This is a genomic window from Lysobacter sp. Hz25, assembly GCF_046097045.1.
Taxonomy (GTDB): Bacteria; Pseudomonadota; Gammaproteobacteria; order Xanthomonadales; family Xanthomonadaceae; genus Lysobacter; species Lysobacter antibioticus_B.
On record NZ_CP175666.1, the window covers coordinates 1,108,438 to 1,129,662 of the forward strand.

Below are 21,225 nucleotides of genomic sequence, written 5' to 3' on the forward strand. Positions count from 1 at the left end.
ATAACGCCGGGGGCATGTCGAGGAGCGCGTGGTTGTACTGCAGGGGGCGACAAAGATGAGTATCTCGATGATTGGCCGGTGTGCGGCAGTGCTAGCTCTGTTGTGCGCAACTTCCGCACATGCGCAGACCACCATCCTGCGCGAAGATTTCCAGAACCGCGCTGGAACTGCGCCGGTTCGACTCAACACCTACACCGGCACCACCCCGGCCGGCGTCACCTACACCGCCTCGCCCGTTTATCTGGCCAACTGCAACGGCTGGGTCGCCAAATGGAACGACCCCAATACCGCGCCAGCAGCCAATACTCAGATCGCCGACTGCTTCAACGTCCAAGTAGCCTGGTCCGGCGCGCTGCAGATACCGCAAGCGCTCGGCGTACTTAACGGCCAAGCCCTGACGGCGGCCAAAGAGAACCTTGCGCTGACCGCCTATAGCCAAGGCGGCACCTATGACGCGACCGACATCGAAATCCAAAGCTCGCAGGTGCCGCTGACGCCGATTCCTGTCGGCGGTAGCGGTCGTTTCGTAACCTTCGGCGTCGACGCCGCGGCGCAGAACTGTGCTTTTGCTCCCTCTCCCCTGTTCCAGTTCTATCTGTTGAGCCCGAGCAACGTCGAAACCGCCTTAGGGGCCGTGCTCAACGTCTGCACCGATCCGCGCGGCGTCGATCTGATCGTGAACAATCGCGATACCAATGTGCAAAGCGTCCCCGTACGCGCGGTACGCCTGCTCGCCACGGCCAGCACGCTCTACACCGGCGGCGCCACGATCGGCGTGCGCATGCGCAATACCGCCGCAACCGCAGCCGGCAACGACGGCGGCATCGATAACCTGCTCATCCTCGACGTCACCCCGACCCTGAGTAAATCCGCGCCGCTGCTGACCTACGTCGGCCAGCCCAAGCCGCTGACCTTCACCATTACCAATACCTCCGGCGACAACCTGGCCAAGATCGGCTGGGCCTTCACCGACACCCTGCCGGCCGGCGTCGTCGTCGCCAGTCCCAACGGTGTGACCAACACCTGCGGCGGCACCGTCACCGCGACCGCCGGCTCCGGCTCGATCCAGATCGCCAACGGCAATCTGCCCGCCGGTACCGCCGGCGGCACGCCCAGCACCTGCACCCTGACCGTCAACGTGGTCAGCAATACCGCCGGCAGCTTCAGCAACGGCGCGAGCAACATCGGCACCTCCACCGGCCTCAACCTGCCGCCGGCGCCGGCGGTCATGGAGTGGGTGCAGAACCGGCTCACCCTGACCAAAATCAGCAATGCTGGCACCGGCACCTTCCAGTTCACCGGCAACAACGGCATCGCCAACCACAGCATCACCACCATTGCGACCGGCGCGCCCGGCACCGTCGGTGCGCAACAGACTCTGACCGTCGGCAGCACCGCGGCCAATACCGTCATCACCGAAACCGTGCCGGCCGGCTGGTCGATGACCGGCGCAACCTGCACCGGCCTGGCCGCGGGTCAAAGCGCGAGTTTCACAGGCAACACCGTGACGCTGCCGTTCGCCGGTCTCGCCTTGCAAAGCGGCGGACGCAACGTGGCTTGCACGATCACCAATACCCAGCAGCCCAATTTCGGCACCTGCGACTCGCGCCTGTGGCTGGAGCAGTCGCCGGGGGCGCCGACGCCGACCACGTTGTACCAGATCGGCACCAACGCCAATCCGTTGACGTTCAATGCGGTCGGTACTTCGGCTTCGATCTATAACGCGGTCGGCTACAACCCCACGGACAACTACCAGTACGGCCTGATTACCAATCCGGCCGGCAACACGCTGGTACGCATCGGGGCCGACGGGTCCGCGCAAGCTGTTGGGGCCGTGGCGGGGTTGCCGTCGGCGGTCTACATCAGCGGGGCTTTCGGTACGACCGGCAACATCTTGTACGTCAAGGACAACACTGCCGCCGGCACGACCATATATGCGATCAACATGCCCACGTTGACCGCCACGCCGATCTCGCTGAGCACCGCAATCAACATCGCCGACTGGGCCTGGGTCGGCGGGCTGTTGTACGGAGTCACCAACGGCGGCCAGCTGGTGTCGGTCAATCCGAGCACCGGTGCGGTCACCAATATCGGTGCGCCCAACGGCCTGCCAGCCGGCTTCTTCGGCGCCATGTACGGTGCCCCGAACGGCTTGTACGGCTCGGGCAACAACCCGCCCAGCGGCTTTTACAAGTTCGACCTGTCCACCGGCGCCGCCACCCTGATCAGCGGCGCGCCCGGTTCGAGCTCCAACGACGGCTCCAACTGCCCGACTGCCAACATCACCTTCGGCGCCGATTTGCAGATCACCAAGACCAACACCCCGGCATCGGGCCCGAACGATCTGGCCAACGACAGCTATACCCCGGGCACGGCGCGCAGCTACACCGTCGTGGTTACTAACGCCGGTCCGTTCGGTGCCGCCAATGCGGTCTTCACCGATCCGGCGATCACTAATTTCACTTTGAGCTCGGTGACCTGCGGCAGCCCGATCGGCGGCGGCGTCTGCCCGAGCGTGGCCAATACCACCGTCGCGCTGATGCAGGGCAGCGGCATCGTGATTCCGTCGCTGCCGTACAGCAGCAACACTGCCAGCAGCGTCACCTTCACCGTGACCGGCACCATCGCTGCCGGCGCGACCGGCGCGCTGACCAATGTCGCCGCGGTCGCCGTCGGCGCCGGTACCGCCGATGCCACGCCTGGCAACAACAGCGCCACCGACACCGACGCACCAGCCGGCACGATCGTGATCGTCAAGGACGCGGTGCCGGACGATGCCCAGGATTTCGCCTTCACCACCACGGGCACCGGCTTGGCCGCCTTCAGTCTCGACGACGATGCCGACGGCACCCTGCCGAACACACGTACTTTTACCGGCGTGGAACCGGGCAGTTATACGGTGACCGAAAGCGTGACCGCTGCTTGGACCTTGACCGCACTGAGCTGCAGCGATCCGGACGCCGGCACCGTCATCAACCTGGCCAATCGCCTTGCGACCATCGACGTCGATTCGGGCGAGACCATCACCTGCACCTACACCAATGGGCGTCTGCCGATTCTGCGTTTGCACAAGGCGCTGCCGCTGGGGCGTTTCGGCGCAGCCGACCAGTTCGACTTGAGCATTTCCGGAACCGGTGGGCCGGCCAACGTCACCACTGCAGGCAGCGGTACCACTGCGACCGGCGTGGCGACCTTGAATCCCGGTGCGATCGGTGCGGCCTACACCTTCACCGAAACGGCAGCGGCGGGCGCCAACCTGGCCAACTACGCCAGCACCTATGCCTGTACCAATGCCCTGGTCGGTGGCCAGGCGCCAAGCGGCAGCGCAACGACGTTCAACCTGACCGCCGCAGCCGGCGACGACCTGACCTGCACCTTCACCAATACCCGCAACCCGATATCGGATCTGGTCATCACCAAGACCAATACCCCTGGCGTCGGTCCCAGCGACCAAGCCGGCGACACGGTGACGCGAGGCGCGACCACGATCTACACCATCGCGGTGACCAACAACGGGCCGGATACGGTTACGGGCGCCGTGCTGAGCGATCCCGCTGCAGGCCGCAGCGGTCTGACCTGCACCGCGCCGCCGAGCTGCAGCGGAGCAGCCTGTCCGGCAGGCCTGACCTTGGCTCAGTTGGAGGCCGGTGTCGCCTTGGGGGCGCTCGCCAACGGAGCGTCCGTGGTCGTGACGTTGACCTGCACGATCAACTGAGTCGGCGACTTGCCAGCGCCGCCGGATCGCCGGCGGCTTATCGATAGCGAGCGATCGCATTACCCCTGACTCGCATGCCGGCTATTGCCCGGTTATGGCCATCGGCGCGTATGGCCGCGCCATTCGGTATCCGGCGCTACGGGTACGGGTTCGTTGATCCCGCTACTAAAGCCGCGGCAGCCGATATAGGCACCGCCAATAACATCTTTCTCATTCCTTGAGGGTCGCGGCCTCGGGAATGGGCTGTGGTGTGCATTAAATCCGGCGAACCTGGGAAAACCCGGACCTGGATAGGCTCGGTCGGCCAGCCCAAAAGACAAGTTTTGTCAGGGGCTTCTTTCGAAACCCCGGTTCAGTGTCACGCGGCTGACATTTACCGTCAATTACCGCCCTAATCCGTGGGTCGGTGGGGGCAGGGATGGGGTAAGGCTTGCACGTAGCTGGCACGAAGAGCGCTTTCTCGGCCGATGTAAACCCTTTCATCGCGAAGTTGACGAAACTTTGCCAAACTTGGCCAAAAACGTGACCGTTGGCACAGAATTTGTATTGATATCCATACCAGCCCACCGACGCGACAGGACGTCCGGCGAGGGCGGGCTCATACGGCGAGGCGAAAGTCGGGTGCGTAGTGGATTCCTCTCATGGAGATTCCGGCTCGGCGCTTTTATCTTGATGCGCCAGCGCGTGTCGTATGGGGAGTCGGCGATCGAGATATTCGCGAGCGCTGGCTCTATTCGCCGTCCATGCCTTGGCTGGCCGGGTTCTACATAAAAAGCGAAGTAGGGCGTATCCGGTTTTATGTTTCAAGTGCAATTAATTTGTGCGGGTTATTGGCGGCGTGGCCGGGTCGAAATGCGTGCAGGCGATCGGCGCTGAAGATAATTGCGAGTAAAAGCGGCAAGGAATCGTTGCACATATCAAATTTTCATTTCGGTTCGGGCCATATTGAACGCACGCTTCGAGCATTCGTGTCGTGCACATGGTGTGCACCGAAGAACATTTAGTTTGCGTCGCGATACGGCGGCGCACTCCCAATAAAGAGGCCAAGGATGGCGGCAGTGAACGAAAACAAGCGTTGGGCCAGGAAGGACGAAAGCCCGGTGCCAGCAATCTGTCGTAGCCCGCGACAGGAATCGAAGCAGTCCGATTCCAAGGAGGTAATGCACTGCGTCCAGTCTTCCGATCCTGGTTTGTGTCGATGGAATCGCCTTGTCGGCAATGACCTCTTCGGAACCCCCCTAGACATACCCATAAGCAGATCACGCCGTGTGCAATATCCATCCGTTTAGCAACGAACAAATCGACGACCCCGTGGACGAGCTGGAAGCCGAATCCATGCCCCAGAACGACAGCGAGGAATTGAAATTCACCCGGCTCGATGAGAAGCAGTGGGCGGCCATCGAAGCCGTGTTGCCGCGGACGGTCTATACGCGCAACGCCAGCGCCGACGACGCACGACGATTCGTCGAGGCGGCGTTGTGGGTCATGGCGACCGGGCGTTTCTGGACCGAACTGCCTGAGGCGGTCTATGGGCCCTGGCGCAAGAATTACGTCCGCAGCAATCGCTGGATTTACCGGGGCATGTGGCTGACGGTGATCAACGCGCTCGGCCCGGACAGCGAACTGGCGGCGTTGATCTCCGGTTACATGAATTCGCAGCTCGAGCGCCACCGTAAATTCGGTCGGCGCAATAACTTCCTGGACGAGGGCGGCGAGCACGAAACTTGAGGCTTTGCGTTGGGGATGGTCATTGGTCCAGCCGAATCGCGGGCCCTGGCCATGGAAGAAGGCGCCGCTAGCCGCCGGGCTAGGGTCCGGGGCGGCGCCTTCTTCTACCTGCCGCGCGATGCTCGTTCCTGCCCGAGCTCCCGTTCTCCTCCGGTCGACCCGGGCGCCATCCGGGCGGTAAACCGTCCCATGCCAGCGTTCCTTGCGGCCCGTACCGGCACTTCTCTCCGTGCCGCCGGGCCGCCTCCTTGATGTCTTCTCAGTAAGGCCGCCAGCCATACCGGCCGTTGCCGCATAGGCGTTGCGATCCGGCTACGGGATAATGGCCCGTCACCGCGGCGGTTCCTGCTGCGGACGCGCCGACCGAGGCCGCATCGGCCTCCGGTCCTTCCCCCGGCAAGCGCGGCGTGCATCGCCAGCGCCCGATCTTCAAGGCAGACCCATGCTGGAACTAGTAGGTTTCGACGGCGACGACACGCTTTGGCATAGCGAGGGCTATTACCAGGAGGCCGCGGTCGAATTCGACAAGATCCTCAGCGCCTGGGTCGATGTCGACAACGCTTCGGTACGCCAGCGCCTGCTGGCCGTCGAGCGCAGCAACCTCGCTCTGTTCGGCTACGGCGTCAAAGGCATGGTCCTGTCGATGATCGAGGCGGCGATCGACATCACCGAATCGCGCATCTCGGCGGCCGGCATCCACAAGATCGTCCTGCTCGCCAAGGCCATGCTCGACCACCCGGTGGAACTGCTGCCCGGCATCCGCGAGGCCGTCGAAGCCGTCGCGGCCCGCCACCGCATCGTCCTGATCACCAAGGGCGACCTGTTCCACCAGGAAAAGAAGGTCGCCCGCAGCGGCCTGGCCGATCTGTTCCACCGCATCGAGATCGTCTCGGAGAAGGACGACGCCAGCTATTCGCGGGTGCTGGCGGAGTTCGGCGTGGCGCCGAGCGCTTTCGCCATGGTCGGAAACTCGCTGAGGTCGGACATCGAACCGGTGATCGCGCTCGGCGGCTGGGGCATCCATATGCCTTACCACGTGACCTGGGCGCACGAGATGGAGCATGGCGTGCAGGCCGACCACCCCCGCCTGATGACCGTGTCCTCGGCCGCGGCGGTCGCCGAGGCCGTGGCGCGCTGCGACGGCGCCGGCTGAGTCGCCCGGACGAGCGCAACGCGCCGGACTCGTCTTGTGGGTCCGCGACGGGTCCGCCGCACCCCATCCGCCAGTGGTGCGAGGGCGACGAGTCCTTGCCCGGTCGGGGGTTGCCAAAGCGCGGCTTGTGACGGTGGTCAAGATCCGGCATTGCGGCGAGCGGCCGGGGCTCCGACTTCTTATCGCTTGTCCCCTGGCGCATCGCCCGCGCTTGCGCGCGGCCGCTTCGTTCGCCCGCCTGCGTCGCCGTTATCTCTCGCCGCGCGCTCCTGAACCTTCCGCCTGCGTCGCCCCAACGGCGACTGAGCGGCGCGGGCGAGTGTGCGAACCATTAAAAACCGGTTCACCGTCGTGGGCTCACAGTCGCACCGTGCCTGCCGAGGAGCAGGCTTTACAGGAGACCGACATGACCGCCTTGTCCCGCTGGCTTGCACCGATCGTCATCGCCGCCGGCATCGGCGCGGTCGCGATTCCTGCTCCGGCCCGAGCCGACGATCTGGCCCGCGTGATCGTCGACATCGCCGACGTGATCGTGCGCAACAACACCCCGTACTACCGCTACGGCAACTACGGTTACAACGACCGGCTGATCGTCGTGCACGACCGCTACGGCCGTCCGACCTATTACCGCAACGCGCCGCGCTACGTCGAGCACCGTTACCGCCCGGCGCCGCCGCGCTACAGCTACGGCCCGCGCTACTACGACCGCGACTGCAACCATCGCGGCAAGTGCAAGACCAGCTACTACGATCCGCGCTACGACCATCGTTACGACAACCGTTATTACGACCGTCACGACCGCGGCCGCTACGGGCGCCACGACAACGGCCGCTGGCGCGACCGTTACGACGACTGATCGAGCGTCGGTTTGCAGCCACACGACGGCGCCTCGGGCGCCGTCGTCGTTTGACCGGTACGGCGGCAGGTCCGGGAGGGGCGCCGCCCGGCAGTGTTAGCCTCCCTCACCGGCACGACACGCCGTCGTCCATGACCGATTCCGCCATCGTTCGAGGCCCGCCCATGCGCACCGCTACCGAAAACACCGCGAAGACCCCCGTCGCCCCCGCCCATAGCCCGTCGTCCCGCCTGCGGCCGCGGCGCGCCCTGCTCAGCGCGCTCCTGCTGGCGGCGATCGCCGTGCCGGGTGCGGCCTCCGCCCGAGGCTCGGTCGACTGCAAGCTCAAGTTCAACATGTCCGGCTGGTCGGTGTTCTACAAGACCTCCTCGGGCAACGGCACCATCAGCTGCAGCAACGGCCAGAGTATGTCGGTGCGGATCAGCGCCAAGGGCGGCGGATTGAGCTTCGGCAAGTCGCGCATCGTCAACGGCACCGGCGAGTTCTCCGGCGTGCACAACATCGGCGAAACGCTCGGCAGCTACGCTACCGCCGAAGCCCATGCCGGCGCGGCCAAGTCGAGCAAGGCGCAGGTCATGACCAAGGGCGAGGTATCGCTGGCCCTGGCCGGTACCGGCGAAGGCTGGGACATCGGCGTGGCCTTCGGCAAGTTCACCATTTCGCGCTGACCGCGCGGCGTTTCGCTGCATCGCTGGCGATCGCCGCAATAGATTCCGGGCACGCAGCCACCGCATCCCCGGCCGCAAGGAGGTTCCCATGCCTAACAAGCTCAAGACCCATTTCTTCGCTCTGACCGCGTCCGTCGCGGCCTTGCTGGGCGCTGGAACGGTCCAGGCGCAGGATGTCGCGGCCGGCTGGAATCCACGCAGCGGCGACGTCTGGGTGGACACTTGGCTCGGCGACATCAACCGCTATGGCGCGCGTTATCGTGAGCCTTTCATCGACGAAATGGTCCGCTACTACGGCGCGCCGCGCGAACTGGTCGGCGATCTGTTGAACCAACGCGGCTGGACGCCGGGCGATGTTTATTACGCCTGCGCGATCGCGCAGGTGCTCGGCCGGCCGTGCCGCTATGTGGTCGACGAGTGGGATCGCGACCACGCCGAAGGCTGGGGCGCGATCGCGCTGCGCCTGGGCATCAAGCCCGGGTCGGCCGAGTTCCACCGCCTCAAGCGCGGCTTCGTGCCGACCTACGACCGCTGGGGCCGGCCGATCACCATCGATACGGAACTGCGCCGCGATTATCCGAACCGCCCTTATCGCGATTACGAGCGCGATCGCGGCGAAGCCAAGTCGGCCAAGGCCAAGCCCGGCAAGGGCAAGAGCGGCAAAGACAACGCCGGCAAGAGCAAGAGCGCCGCGCAGGGGCGCGGGCCGGGCAAGGGCGACAAGGGTAACGGCAAGCGCTGAGCGCGGGCCGGTTGTTTCCATGACGGCGGCCGTGGCCGCCGTCGTCTTCATGGCTGCGGACGCCGCTCTGGCCGGTCTATGATCGAGGCATGAGCGATAAGACATCCAACGATTCCGCATCGGCTTCCTTGCGAGTGGTCGGCACCGTCCGCGTGGTCGATTTCGAACCGCGTTGGCGCGGCGAGTTCGCCCGCCTCAACATCGAGTGGCTGGAGCGCTGGTTCACGGTCGAACCGGTCGACCGCGAGGTGCTCGGCGATCCGCAGACGCACCTGCTCGCCGATGGCGGCCGGGTCCTGTTCGCGGTCGACGAGGCCGACCAGGTGCTCGGCACGGTCGCCCTGAAGCGCTACGAAGACGGCCTGGTCGAGCTGACCAAGATGGCGGTGGAGCCGTCGCTGCGTGGCGGCGGGATCGGCCGCAAGCTCATGGCCGGGGCGATCGAGGCATTTCGACAGATGGACGGCCGCGAATTGTTCCTGGAATCCAGCACGCGTCTCGGGCCCGCGCTCAAACTCTACGAAAGCGTGGGCTTCCGCCATCATCCGGCGCCGCGGCCGGGCTCGCACTATCAGCGCGCCGACGTCTACATGGTCTGGGAATCCGACGCTTCGGCCTGAGGCCTTCGCCATCGGCTAGGCGCCGGGCGGTTCAGACCAGCGCTGCGTCCTCCTGACGCTGTTGCAGCTCCCACATCTGCGCATACACGCCATCGAGTGCCCGCAGTTGCGAGTGCGTGCCGCGCTCTATGATGCGGCCGGCGTCCATCACCAGGATCTGATCGGCGTCCATGACCGTCGACAGCCGATGCGCGATCACCAGGGTGGTGCGCCCGATCGCGAGCCGGTCGAGCTCGGCCTGGATCGTGCGTTCGGATTTCGAGTCGAGCGCCGAGGTGGCTTCGTCGAAGATCAGGATCGAAGGGTTCTTGAGCAGGGCGCGGGCGATCGCGACGCGTTGTTTTTCGCCGCCGGACAGTTTCAGTCCGCGCTCGCCGACCGGGGTGTCGTAGCCGTCGGGCAGGCCGACGATGAAGTCGTGGATATGCGCGGCGCGTGCGGCCGCCACGACTTCGTCCTCGCCGGCTTCGGGCCGGCCGTAGCGGATGTTGTAGCCGATGCTGTCGTTGAACAGCACTGTGTCCTGCGGGACGATCGCGATCGAGCCGCGCAGCGAGGCCTGGGTCAGGGCGCGCAGGTCGCGGCCGTCGATGGCGATGGAGCCGGCGTCGACGTCGTAGAAGCGATACAGCAATCGCGCCAGGGTCGATTTGCCCGAGCCGGAGTGGCCGACCACGGCCACGGTCGCGCCGGAGGCGATCTCGAAATCGATGCCTTGCAGGATCTCGCGGCGCGGGTCGTAGCCGAAGCGGACGTCGCGGAAGGCGACCGTCGGATGCGAGGACGCCAGTACCTCGGCGTCGGGCGAATCGCGCACGTCCTGGCGTTCGTCGAGCAAGTCGAACAAGCGCTCCATGTTGGTCAGGGCCTGCTTCACCTCGCGATACATCATGCCGAGCATGAACAACGGCGCCGACAGCTGCAGCAGGTAGGCGTTCACCAGGACCAGGTCGCCCACCGTCATCTCGCCGGCGACCACGCCGCTGGCGGCCAGCCACATCATCGCGGTGACGCCGATCGCGACCACCAGGCTCTGGCCGAGGTTGAGCACCGCCAGGGTCTTGATCGACATGACCTGGGCATTCTCCAGGTGGCGCAGGTTGTCGTCGTAACGGCGCGCTTCGTGTTCTTCGTTGTTGAAGTATTTGACGGTCTCGTAGTTCAACAGCGAATCCACCGCGCGTTCGTTGGCGCGCGTGTCGGCCTCGACCGAGGCGCGGTAGTAGCGCGTGCGCCACTCGGTGACCGAGAACGTCCACAGGCCGTAGGCGAACAAGGTGCCGAGCGTGATCGCGGCGTAACGCCAGTCGTAGATCCACACCAGCACGGTGGTGACCATCGCCACTTCGAGGATCACCGGGATGATGGTGTAGATAGTCCAGTCGAGCAGGTCGGCGATCGAGCTGCCGCCGCGTTCGACGTCGCGGGCGACGCCGCCGGTGCGGCGCGCGAGGTGGAACTTCAGGCTCAGGCCGTGCAGGTGGCGGAACACCTGCAGCGTGACCTGGCGCGAGGTGCGCGCCATGACCCGTGCGAACACGACCTGGCGCAATTCGGTGAACAAGGTCACGCCGATCCGTGCCGCGCCATACGACAGCAACAAGGCGACCGGCAGCATCAGCGGGGTGACTTCGATGTTGAGCCGGTCGATGAGCTGCTTGAGCGCCAAGGGCACGTACAGATTCAACAATTTGGCCGCGACCACCATCGCCAGCGCGATCGCGATCCGGCCCAGGTAAGGCCGCAGATACGGCAACAGCGAGCCGATCACCGACCATTCGCCGCGGCGGCCGGCGGTGCGGGCGACCGGGGCGGCGCCGTCGCTGTCGGCGGCGGATTCGCTGCTGGGGGGAATGGCGGCCATGCCGTCCTGTGCCTGGAGAGGGAAGCCGAGCATAGGACCTCGAGCGCGCTTCAGGTCAAGCGGCCGCCGATCCGGGCCGGCCGCCGTCGCGCGCCACGGTCGAAATACGCGTATAAGGCATGGCATCCTGGGGCGAGCAGGGCGGATGCGACGGCGATACCCTCGGGGTTCGCGTCCCGGCCGACCCGCCCCGTCGTTACGCCTTCGCAAGGAGCACCGCAGGCATGAAAGCTATCATCACCGCGACATTGTTCGCCGTTTCGCTCTGCGGCCCGGCCACCCAGGCCCAGGCCCAGTCGATGGGCCCCCCGGGCAGCGAGCCGAAGATCCAGTCCTGTTTCGTGTTGTACGACCTCAGCGGCGGCGAGATCAGCCGCACGCCCTCGGCTGCGTGCAGCCGCCGGGTCAGCCCGGGCGCGACCTTCGACATCCCGCATGCGCTGGCCGCGCTCGACGGCGGCATCGTCCAGGCGCAGGAGCGCATCGGCGCCGACAGCGGCGGCAACGCCGGCGGCAGCGACCAGACCCTGGATTCGGCGCTGCAGTTCTCCGCGCCCTGGTATTTCCAGCGCATCGCCCAGCGCCTCGGCGCCCAGCGCGAGCGCGAGTACATGGTCCGCTTCAATTACGGCAACGCCGACACCAGCAGCGGCGCCACCAACTTCTGGGACGGCGGTTCGCTGAAAGTGTCGCCGGACGAGCAACTGCTGTTCCTGCGTCGCTTCTTCCGCGACGAGTTTAGCGTCAACCGGCAGATGATCGCCGACGTGCGTTCGGGCCTGCGCCAGCCGCCGGGCGTGGTGGTCGGCAGCTTCGGGGTGGCGCCGTTCGGTGCTACGCCGCCGCGCGACGACACCTCGGTGGCGGCCAAGAGCGCCTCGACGGTGATGGACGGCCGGGAAGGCGTGCGCTGGCTGGTCGGCCAGGTCAAGCGCGGCACGCGCCAGTACGTGTTCGTCAGTTGTGTGACCGGCCCGAAGCACCTGCCGCAGAACGCGGCGGTGTCTCTGGCCGAACGCGAGCTGCGTCGCGCCAACGTGTTCTGACTGGAACGCGCGGCGTCGGCCGATCTGCCGGCCCGGCAAAATCGGCCAAGCAAGATCGGCCAAGCAAGATCGGTCCGCCAACAATCCAATGCCCGCCCTGTCGGAACCGACAGTCGCGGAAGCGTTCGCAGAGTCGTCGGTCTCAGTTTGGATCCGACGGCCTCCGTTTCGGTGACGGGAGTCAAGGACTCGAAGCCGCCCCACCCGGTAACCCTCGCATGCGGTTTCGACCGTATCGCGGGGACGTAGCCGTGCCGGTCCGCCGGGCCGGGGGGCTTCGCTTCGCTTCGCAGTTTCCTTTCGACCAAACAGGAGGTTTCGTCATGGGTACCACGCGCATCGATTTCGATAAGACTTCGCTCATCAAGCCCAAGTACATTCCGGTCACCGAATCCATCCGCGCCAATGGCACGGCATCGGGCGAAGAGCTGAAAAGCGCGATGTCCGAGCTCAACTCGCCGACGGCGCAGGAACAGGCCTTCCTCGACGAGTTCGCCAAGTAAGCGTCTCGACGCAGCGATCCCGCATGGCGCGTCGCGAGCGGCGCGCCATGCGGTCTTTACGACGAGGCAAGGCAGGAGCAGGGAATGATTCCGTACGAACGAGAGCGCAGTCTGGACGACGCCGACCGCATCATCCGCGACTGCATCGCCCGGCGCGGCTGGACCGTGGAAACCGAGGATTTCGGCGGCCAGCTGATGACGGTCAAATGCAGTTTGCGCGACGCTGGCGGCGAGTTGATCAGCCGCGGCTTCGGCAAGGGCGATGCGGCGACTTCGATGGCCGGCGCCTTGCACGAGGCGGTCGAGCACTATTACTGCAAGGCGAGCCGGGTCTCGACGCCGGTCGAATACGTCGCGGCCGAGCATTTCATCGACGATCCGCGCTACGCCGCATTGCCGTTCCTGTCGGCGTTCGCCGACAACCGCGGCCGCTACCTGGCCTGTCGCCGTTACCGCTCCTTCTTTGCCGGCCGCCAGGACATCCAGGTGCCGTTGTTCCTGAGCTTTCCGGACTATCCGGTCGGCGCGCAACTGGACGCGCAGTCGGGCCGGCGCGACGACTTCGACTGCCGCAGCGTGATCCGCTACAGCTCCAACAGCGGTACCGCGATCGGCGCCAGCCTCGAGGAAGCCGCCTTGCACGGCATCGGCGAGATCGTCGAGCGCGACGCCTGGTCGCTGTTCCTGCTCGCGCACTACCTCGGCGGCCCGGGCCGTTACGGCGCGCTGATCGACCCTGCCTCCTTGCCCGATGAGGTCGAGAAAGTGCTGCGCCTCACCGAGCACCGCATCGGCCGCAGCGTGTTGCTGATCGATGTGACCTCCGACCTCGGTTATCCGACCTTCATCGCCACCGTCGCCGAGCGCAGGCCCGACGAGATCGTCTACCCGCACGGCTGCGGCGCGTCGTCGTATGGGCAGTACGCGGCGATGCGCGCCTTGACCGAACTGGTGCAATGCGTGGACATCAAGCAGCGCTCCGACCATTTGGCCGAGCTCGACCGACTCGCGCTGGACATGCTTGCCGCATATCCGCGGCTGCAGGCCTGCGCTTATTTCGAGGTCGATCGCGACCGGCTCGAACGCGTCGACTGGCCGCATCCGGACCGGCCGAGGTTGGCGCCGAACCTGCTGTTGCCCGAGGTCGTGGCCGATCTGGAGGCGCGCGGTATCGAGCTGTACTACGCGGTCAATCACAGCGAAGGCGAGGACTTCTGCGTGGCCAGCTGCGTGTCGTTCGAACTGGAGCGCTTCTTCCTGGCGACCTCCGGCATCCTGATGGCGCCGGGCCGGCGCGGCCGCGAGTTTCTGTCGAGGCTCTCGCCCGCGAACGCGTCCATGCCGGTCGAGGCCGGAGGAGTCGGCCGGCTGAGCGTGGCCGGCTGAGCGCGGCCGGCCGCCGCATCGGCGGTCGGCCTAGCCGCGTCCGCGCACCTGGTCCCAGTCCAGTCCGAACCGGGCCAGGTATTTGCGCAGGCGGTCGGCGTCGTTGGTGCTGGCGCGCGCCGCGCGCGAGACCGCGAACAGCTCGCGTCCGGCCTGCGATAGCGACTTCGCCTGGCGGCAGGCGCGCAGCACGTCTTCCAGTTGCACGCGGTCGAAGCGGTCGAGTTCGGCCGCACGCTCGCCGAGGACTTCGTCGAGCAGGCCGGGGCGCAGGCCGGCGCCGTGCCATTGCCGGCGCAGGCGGCCGATTTCCTCTTCGACCAGATCGCTGCGGATGCGTCCGCCGTCGGCGAGGGTCGCCAGACGCATCACCGAGGCGCCGAGGTCGCGGAAGTTGCCGCCCCAGGTGGCCTCGGCGCTGCGCGAGAAGGCCAGATAGCGTTCGCGCGCTTCGCGGTTGAAGGTCACCCGTTGCCGGTTCTCGCGGGAGTGACGTTCGAGCTCGAAGTCCAGGTTCGGTTCGATGTCCTCGGCGCGCTCGGCCAGGCCGGGCAAGCGGTACGTCCACAGATTGAGCCGTGCAAGCAGGTCGTCGCGGAAGCGGCCTTCGAGCACGGCCTGCTGCAGGTCGCGATTGGTACCGGCGATCAACTGGAAGTCGCTCTCGACCTCCTTGTCGCCGCCGACCGGCAGGAAACGTTTCTCTTCCAGCGCCCGCAGCAGCATCGCCTGTTCGTCGAGGCCGAGCTCGCCTATTTCGTCGAGGAACAGCAGGCCTTGATGCGCCGAGCGCAACAGGCCGGCGCGGTCGGTCGAGGCGCCGGTGTAAGCGCCCTTGATGTGGCCGAACAAGGTGCTCATGGCGCCGTCGCCGCGCAGGGTCGCGCAGTTCACCTCGACGAAGCGGCCCGGCAATTGATGCTTCTGCTTCTTGAGTTCGAACACGCGGCGTGCGAGTTGGCTCTTGCCGGCGCCGGTCGGGCCCATCAGCAACATCGGCGATTTCGAACGCGTCGCCACCGTCTCGATCTGCTCGATCATGCGGTTGAAGGCCGGGTTGCGCGTGGCGATGCCGCTCTTGAGCAGATCGCGGTCGTGCAGGCGCTCCTCGGCGAAGCGCTGCGCGATGCGGTCGTAGCGCGACAGGTCCAGGTCGATCACCGCATAGCTGCCCGGCGCTTCGCCGTTCTGTTTGCGCGGCGGCGCGGTTTGCAGCAGGCGCCCCGGAAACAACCGGCTTTCGGTCAACAGGAACCAGCAGATCTGGCTGACGTGGGTGCCGGTGGTGATGTGGACGTAGTAGTCCTCTTCCTCGGGCTGGAAGTCGTAATTGCGCACGAAGTCGTGCAGCGCGCCGTACACGGCCTCGAAATCCCAGGGATCGGCGAGGTAGGTGTCGTGGCGACGGACCTGGGTTTCGGGCGAGACCTGGCCGAGGTCCTGGGCGACGACGGCGGCGAGCTTGCCGTAACGGCGTTCGTCGACCAGCAGCTCGATGCGGTCGAGCAGCAAGTCCTCGTGCATGCCCAGCGAAACCGTCGGCCGCCATTTCTCCCAGCGTCCCGGGCCCAGGCCGGCGTCGAGTTGGGTGCCGAGCATGCCGACCACGACCTGGCGTTTCATGTTTATACATCCGTATATAAAGCGATCAACAAGTATAGATAACCAATAGCCGATCGGGCGAGCAAAGTCGGTCGCCCTGAAGTAAATGTCTATTTATTCAATGAGATAGGTCGGTCCAGGATAGTTGGCACGGGGCTTGCGCTACTACCTGCGAGTCCGAACCGGAATGCCCCGATGGCCAACCTCGATGTACGCGGCAACCGGCTGCTCGAACCGCCGCTTCCCTGCGAGCGGAGAGCAGCAGTCGCAACACCTGCAGCAGCGCATCGCAGCCGCCAAGCATTCGGTCGCCCGGCATAGCGCATCGACGAATCCGGCATCGGCTTGCCGGTAGGAGATGCGCGATGCGGGGTGGAGATAAAGAGAGGAAGGAGCGGATCGCTGATCCGTTCCAAGGCGGACCAGGGATCGGTACCGCCGCGGCGCAAGGATGCGCCGCAACGCGAACGCAAGGAGTGTGTTCGCGTGGACGGATTGGAAACCCGTCGACCGCACGCGCAAGGGAAGTGCGATGCGGTTACAGGATGGCCGGCGGACATTGGGGTCCGCCGGCCGATAGGCGATCAGGAGTCGGCTGCGTTTGTCTTCGTCGTCGTGCAGCCGCTTTTCCCTCGTGCCGCACCCGCGGCCGTCGTAGAGGCCCAGCGCAACCGCGCTCGCCCTTCGAGCTTTTCCCCTTCACTGTGTGCGCAACCAAGAGAGCAAGACCATGAACACCAGCCAGTACGATGTCATCAACGAGCCGGGCGCGGTGCCGATCAAGCACTGGACCCGCGGCGTGCCGCTGGAGGACGAGGCGCGCCGCCAGTTGCAGAACATCGCCAAGTTGCCCTTCATCCATCGTTGGATCGCGGTGATGCCCGACGTGCATCTCGGCAAGGGCGCCACGGTGGGGTCGGTGGTGCCGACCGTCGGTGCGATCGTGCCGGCGGCGGTGGGCGTCGACATCGGTTGCGGCATGATCGCGGTGCGCACCAGCCTGACCGCGCAGGACTTGCCGGATCATCTGGGCGAGGTGCGTGCGGCCATCGAGAAGGCGGTGCCGCATGGCCGCACGGTCGGCCGCGGCCTGCGCGACAAGGGCGCCTGGGCGAATCCGCCGGAAGCGTCCTTGCAGAGCTGGTCGAGCCTGCACGAGGGCTTCGAGCGCATCGTCGCCAAGCACCCGAAGCTCGAGCGCAGCAACCACCTCAGCCACCTCGGTACGCTCGGCACCGGCAACCACTTCGTCGAAGTCTGCCTCGACGAGGAGCAGCGCGTGTGGTTCATGCTGCACTCGGGTTCGCGCGGCGTCGGCAATGCGATCGGCAGCCATTTCATCGAGCTGGCGAAGCAGGACATGCGCCGTTGGATGATCAACCTGCCGGACCAGGACTTGGCTTACCTGCCGGAAGGCAGCGATCATTACGCCGACTATGTGTTCGCGGTCGACTGGGCGCAGCGTTTCGCGCGCAGCAACCGCGAGATCATGATGAAGCACGTGGTCGACTCGGTGCGCAAGGTCATCGCCAAGCCGTTCGAGGCGCAGGCCGAGGCGGTCAATTGCCACCACAACTACGTCAACCGCGAGCATCACTTCGGTAAGGACGTGTTGGTGACCCGCAAGGGCGCGGTGAGCGCGCGCAAGGGCGAGCTGGGCATCATTCCCGGCAGCATGGGCGCGAAGAGCTTCATCGTGCGCGGGCTGGGCAATGCCGACAGCTTCCATAGCTGCAGCCACGGCGCAGGCCGCGTGATGAGCCGCACCGAGGCGAAGAAGCGCATCAGCCTGGAAGAGCATGCACGGGCGACCGCGCACGTGGAATGCCGCAAGGACGCCGATGTGGTCGACGAGTCGCCGGCCGCGTACAAGTCGATCGATGCGGTCATGGCCGCGCAGAGCGACCTGGTCGAGATCGTGCATACGCTGCGCCAGGTGGTTTGCGTCAAGGGCTGAGTGCCGGGGCCGCAACGCGGCGCGGCATCGCGCCAACCAGCGAGAGCAGCGACCGGCAACGGCGCCGCGAAACGGAAAGGAGAGCGGGCGGCCCAGGCCGCCCCGATGGATGGATCGCAAGATGGAACTGATCGAAATCAGCGGGCAGGACGGCGGCGGACAGCTGCTGCGTACCGCATTGACCCTGAGCCTGTGCACCGGCACCGCGTTCGAGATGCAGCACATCCGTGCCAAGCGCTCGCGCCCGGGGCTGATGCGCCAACATTTGACCGCGGTCGGCGCCGCGGCGCAGATCGGCTGCGCCCACGTCCACGGCGCGCAACTCGGCGCGACCACGCTGCGCTTCATGCCCGGCGCGATCAACGCCGGCCGCTATCGTTTCTCGATCGGCAGCGCCGGTTCGGCGACCTTGGTGTTGCAGACCGTGCTGCCGGCGTTGTGGCAGTGCGCCGAGCCGTCGGAGGTGTTCATCGAGGGCGGCACCCACAACCCGCTGGCGCCATGCGCGGACTTCATCGCCGAAGCCTATCTACCGGCTTTGCAGCGCATGGGCGTGGAGGCGAGCTTCGCCCTGCAGCGCCATGGGTTCTTCCCGGCCGGCGGCGGTGCGCTGCAGCTGCGCGTAGCGCCGTGCGCGCAACTGCGCCGCTGCGCATTCGACCAGCGCGATGCCGAGCCGCGTCTCGACGCAACCGTGTTGCTGTCGGCCTTGCAGGATCAGATCGGCCACCGCGAACTGGCGGTCGTCGCCGAGCGTCTGGGCCTGGCCGGGGACCAGCAGCATCTGCGCCGCGTCGTCGACGCGCAAAGCCCGGCCAACGTATTGCTGCTGCGCGTACACGGCGGGCAGCACACCGAGCTGTTCAGTGCCCTCGGCGAGCGTGGGCTCAGCGCCGAGCAGGTCGCGATCGGCCTGGTCAGGCAGGCCTCGGCCTATCTGTCGTCGCCGGCGGCGGTCGGCGAGCACTTGTCGGATCAGTTGTTGCTGCCGATGGCCTTGGCCGGCGGCGGTGAGTTCACCACCGCCGCGCTCAGCGAGCATCTACTCAGCAACGCCCGCCTGATCGAGAAGTTCCTGCCGGTCGAGATCGACTGGACTCAGCAGGCCAAGCACTGCTGGCGGGTGACGGTGCGTTCGTGAGGTCGCGGCGGCGATGGCCGCCGCGACTCGCGCAATGCGAAAAATTGGATGCGTCGTGTCGCCGCGACTTCTTGCGCCCGCCAGCCGCGACCGCGCAACGGCCTGCTGACTCGAAGGCCGGGTCCGGCCCGGCGGTGCCGCCTTGCCGTGTCTACCGTGCCTGCTTGGGTTCCGGCGCCATGCCGCCGGCCGGCGCGGCCGGGTTGCTGACGCCGCTGCGCAATTGCAGCGTCACCGCGCGCCCCGCGACCGAGACCGCAGCCGGGGCCGGTTTCATCACCCGGCCCTGCAGGTAATCGGCGCGCACGCTGTTGGTGGCCTGCCAGTGCAGATCGACGCCGTAGGCCTGGGCGTTGCGGGTCGCGCCGTACAGCTCGGCGGCGGAGGGCGCCGAGCGCCAGTCGGCACCGTGCGGCACGATCCGGATCCGATAGATGAAGGAGGCCGTGGCGCCGGGATTGGCTTCGGTCAGCACCGCGTCGGCCTGCAGATCGGGCGAGGCGACCCGGGCGACTTCGACGTCGGGCATGATCGCATCGTGGCTGCAGCCGACGGCGAGCAGCGCCGTCAACACCATCGTCAGTACCGTAGCTATGCGGGCTTTCATCGTCGGCGATTCGTCTCGGTCGGGGTTCTGCTCGATCCTACGGGCGCGCGGCGTTGCGGAGTAGTGCACACACGCCCAATACGACGAAGGCGCCGGCATGGCCGGCGCCTTCGCGATCGAATCCGGTCGAGCGGTCAATCCGCCCAGACCCGCCACATGCCGGAGTTGTAGTAGTCGTAACCGGCCTTGATCTGGGCCTGGTCGCGCGGGTCGTCGCCGTAGCTGCTGTCGCCCAGGTCGTAGGGCTTGCCCCAACCGTCCTGCGAGGTGTCGGACTGGATCTGTACGTAGCCGGCGCCGCGCAGGCCGATCTGCTCGGGGATGTCCATCGCCGCGGCGACCACGCCGAAGTGGAAGTTGCCGTAGTTCTCGTATTGCGCGCCCTGGGTCTTGTAGTCCCACGGCCCACCGCCCTGGACCTGGTCCTTGAACCAGACCATGTCGCCCGGATTCGGGAATTCGTGCTTGTGGGTGTCGGCGATGTTCGCGTCCATCGACACGCCGGCCGGCGCTTCCGGAATCTTGAGCAGGCCGGCTTCCACGGCCTCGTCGCGGCTGAGCACCTTGCCCATGGCCTGGGCGACGCCGTCGACGTAGGGTTCGGCGCCGAGCAGGCCGACGTTGTCGCCCTGCATGGTCTTCAACTGCGGCATGGCCGCTTCGAACACCGCGGTGCGGGTCGGCAGGTCGGCGCCCTGGGCGGCGTTGAGGATGCCGGTCAGCACGCTCGGCTCGTATTGGGTAGTACCGGCGGTGCGGCCGGTGAAGTCGACGATGTACTTGCGGCCCATCGCCACGTTCATCACGTCCTGCAGTTGCTCCTTGCTGAGCGAGCCGACGGCTTGCTGGAACGCCTGCGGGTCGTTGGCGAGGCTGGCCAGGACCTTGCCGGCCGCTTCGGTTTCGCTGTTGCCCCAGGTGCCCTGGGTGGCCTTGTACTCGCCGTCGATGTCGCCCTTGACCGCGCCGATGAAGGCGGTCTTGGCGTCGCTGCTGCCGTGGCTGGCGATCGCGTCGGCGAAAGCTTCGAGCCCGCCCGAGCTGCCGTCGAAGGCTTCGACGAAGCGGGTGGTCTGCGGCCCGTCCAGACCCTCTGCCAAGCGGTTGAACAACTCACCGCGCTCGCCGGCGCTGAGCGAGCCCATCGCGCCGTCGATTTCCTGGGTCCAGTTCTTGATGTCGTCGTTGCTGAGCTTGCCGATGAACTCGTTGCGTTCGGCCGGGGTGAGGTTGGCGACCTCGCGGTTGATCGCATCCAGGTCGCCCTTGCTGACGTCCCAATCGAGCCAGCCCTGGCTGAGTTTGTCCTGGGTGACGGAAACGGCGGAATCGACGCTCATGGAACGGCTCCTTGCCCGGTCGGGGCGGATCGGCGGTCGCGCCAGTACAAGCCGGAAGCCGGCCGCGGCGCGGGGGAGGACTGCAATGCCGAGCAGCCTAGACAGCCGCCGCACGCCGGTAAATCGGGGGAAACCCTAGTCAGCCGCGCCAATGCACGATCTGCGCACATCCGCAGCGCCGGCGTTGGTCGGCGCCGGGTGGGCTGGGTCGGTTGGGTCGTGATGCCCTTACGGGACGCGGCGGCCCGGCCACTCGTCGCGAGGGGCCGAGGCGCCGGATGCGGCTGCGGCTGGCCG

17 protein-coding genes are annotated in these 21,225 nt (G+C 66.4%); 13 read left to right on the forward strand and 4 right to left on the reverse strand.

Annotated features, from left to right (window positions below; genetic code table 11):
* Nucleotides 1-88 precede the first annotated feature (88 nt).
* The 8 genes from ACKN61_RS04595 to ACKN61_RS04630 all read left to right on the forward strand — a co-directional run bounded on the left by ACKN61_RS04595 (nt 89) and on the right by ACKN61_RS04630 (nt 9,482).
* Complete coding sequence (locus tag ACKN61_RS04595; protein WP_408952507.1) at nt 89-3,715, forward strand: beta strand repeat-containing protein; 3,627 nt, start codon at nt 89-91, stop codon at nt 3,713-3,715.
* A 641-nt stretch (nt 3,716-4,356) separates the two neighbouring features.
* Entirely contained in the window at nt 4,357-4,719 is a 363-nt protein-coding gene (locus tag ACKN61_RS04600; RefSeq protein WP_408952508.1) for a hypothetical protein, read from the forward strand.
* 307 nt (nt 4,720-5,026) lie between these two features.
* Nucleotides 5,027-5,443: a transposase gene (locus ACKN61_RS04605; RefSeq protein ID WP_408952509.1), complete on the forward strand. Its 417-nt coding sequence runs from the start codon at nt 5,027-5,029 to the stop codon at nt 5,441-5,443.
* Between the two features lie 442 nt (nt 5,444-5,885).
* Nucleotides 5,886-6,596 (forward strand): HAD family hydrolase, encoded by a 711-nt coding sequence (locus ACKN61_RS04610; RefSeq protein ID WP_408952510.1) that lies wholly within the window; start codon nt 5,886-5,888, stop codon nt 6,594-6,596.
* Between the two features lie 406 nt (nt 6,597-7,002).
* The gene (locus ACKN61_RS04615; protein ID WP_057916784.1) at nt 7,003-7,452 is read left to right on the forward strand and encodes a hypothetical protein; all 450 of its coding nucleotides are present in this window, start codon (nt 7,003-7,005) and stop codon (nt 7,450-7,452) included.
* Between the two features lie 164 nt (nt 7,453-7,616).
* Complete coding sequence (locus tag ACKN61_RS04620) at nt 7,617-8,120, forward strand: hypothetical protein (protein WP_408952511.1); 504 nt, start codon at nt 7,617-7,619, stop codon at nt 8,118-8,120.
* A gap of 88 nt (nt 8,121-8,208) precedes the next feature.
* On the forward strand, nt 8,209-8,862 hold the full coding sequence (locus ACKN61_RS04625) for a hypothetical protein (protein ID WP_408952512.1): 654 nt from the start codon (nt 8,209-8,211) through the stop codon (nt 8,860-8,862).
* Between the two features lie 89 nt (nt 8,863-8,951).
* Nucleotides 8,952-9,482, forward strand: coding sequence for a GNAT family N-acetyltransferase (locus tag ACKN61_RS04630; protein WP_408952513.1), 531 nt, complete (start codon nt 8,952-8,954; stop codon nt 9,480-9,482).
* A gap of 31 nt (nt 9,483-9,513) precedes the next feature.
* On the opposite strand, the gene ACKN61_RS04635 is transcribed toward ACKN61_RS04630, so the two are convergent.
* Entirely contained in the window at nt 9,514-11,346 is a 1,833-nt protein-coding gene (locus tag ACKN61_RS04635) for an ABCB family ABC transporter ATP-binding protein/permease (protein WP_408952514.1), read from the reverse strand.
* A 224-nt stretch (nt 11,347-11,570) separates the two neighbouring features.
* On the opposite strand from ACKN61_RS04635, the gene ACKN61_RS04640 reads away from it, so the two are divergent.
* The 3 genes from ACKN61_RS04640 to ACKN61_RS04650 all read left to right on the forward strand — a co-directional run bounded on the left by ACKN61_RS04640 (nt 11,571) and on the right by ACKN61_RS04650 (nt 14,281).
* Complete coding sequence (locus tag ACKN61_RS04640; RefSeq protein WP_408952515.1) at nt 11,571-12,392, forward strand: penicillin-binding transpeptidase domain-containing protein; 822 nt, start codon at nt 11,571-11,573, stop codon at nt 12,390-12,392.
* A gap of 323 nt (nt 12,393-12,715) precedes the next feature.
* Nucleotides 12,716-12,895, forward strand: a complete 180-nt coding sequence (locus tag ACKN61_RS04645) for a hypothetical protein (RefSeq protein ID WP_408952516.1) — start codon at nt 12,716-12,718, stop codon at nt 12,893-12,895.
* An 84-nt stretch (nt 12,896-12,979) separates the two neighbouring features.
* The gene (locus ACKN61_RS04650) at nt 12,980-14,281 is read left to right on the forward strand and encodes a YcaO-like family protein (RefSeq protein ID WP_408952517.1); all 1,302 of its coding nucleotides are present in this window, start codon (nt 12,980-12,982) and stop codon (nt 14,279-14,281) included.
* A gap of 30 nt (nt 14,282-14,311) precedes the next feature.
* Here ACKN61_RS04650 and rtcR read toward each other — a convergent pair whose 3' ends face one another.
* On the reverse strand, nt 14,312-15,904 hold the full coding sequence (gene rtcR, locus ACKN61_RS04655) for an RNA repair transcriptional activator RtcR (protein ID WP_408952518.1): 1,593 nt from the start codon (nt 15,902-15,904) through the stop codon (nt 14,312-14,314).
* Between the two features lie 709 nt (nt 15,905-16,613).
* On the opposite strand from rtcR, the gene ACKN61_RS04660 reads away from it, so the two are divergent.
* A complete protein-coding gene (locus ACKN61_RS04660; protein ID WP_031372671.1) occupies nt 16,614-17,840 on the forward strand; it encodes an RtcB family protein in 1,227 nt (408 codons plus the stop codon).
* A gap of 121 nt (nt 17,841-17,961) precedes the next feature.
* On the forward strand, nt 17,962-18,981 hold the full coding sequence (gene rtcA / locus ACKN61_RS04665) for an RNA 3'-terminal phosphate cyclase (RefSeq protein ID WP_408952519.1): 1,020 nt from the start codon (nt 17,962-17,964) through the stop codon (nt 18,979-18,981).
* A gap of 151 nt (nt 18,982-19,132) precedes the next feature.
* Here rtcA and ACKN61_RS04670 read toward each other — a convergent pair whose 3' ends face one another.
* The gene (locus ACKN61_RS04670; protein WP_408952520.1) at nt 19,133-19,588 is read right to left on the reverse strand and encodes a hypothetical protein; all 456 of its coding nucleotides are present in this window, start codon (nt 19,586-19,588) and stop codon (nt 19,133-19,135) included.
* 134 nt (nt 19,589-19,722) lie between these two features.
* On the reverse strand, nt 19,723-20,928 hold the full coding sequence (locus ACKN61_RS04675; protein ID WP_408952521.1) for a polymorphic toxin type 44 domain-containing protein: 1,206 nt from the start codon (nt 20,926-20,928) through the stop codon (nt 19,723-19,725).
* Between the last annotated feature and the right edge of the window lie 297 nt (nt 20,929-21,225).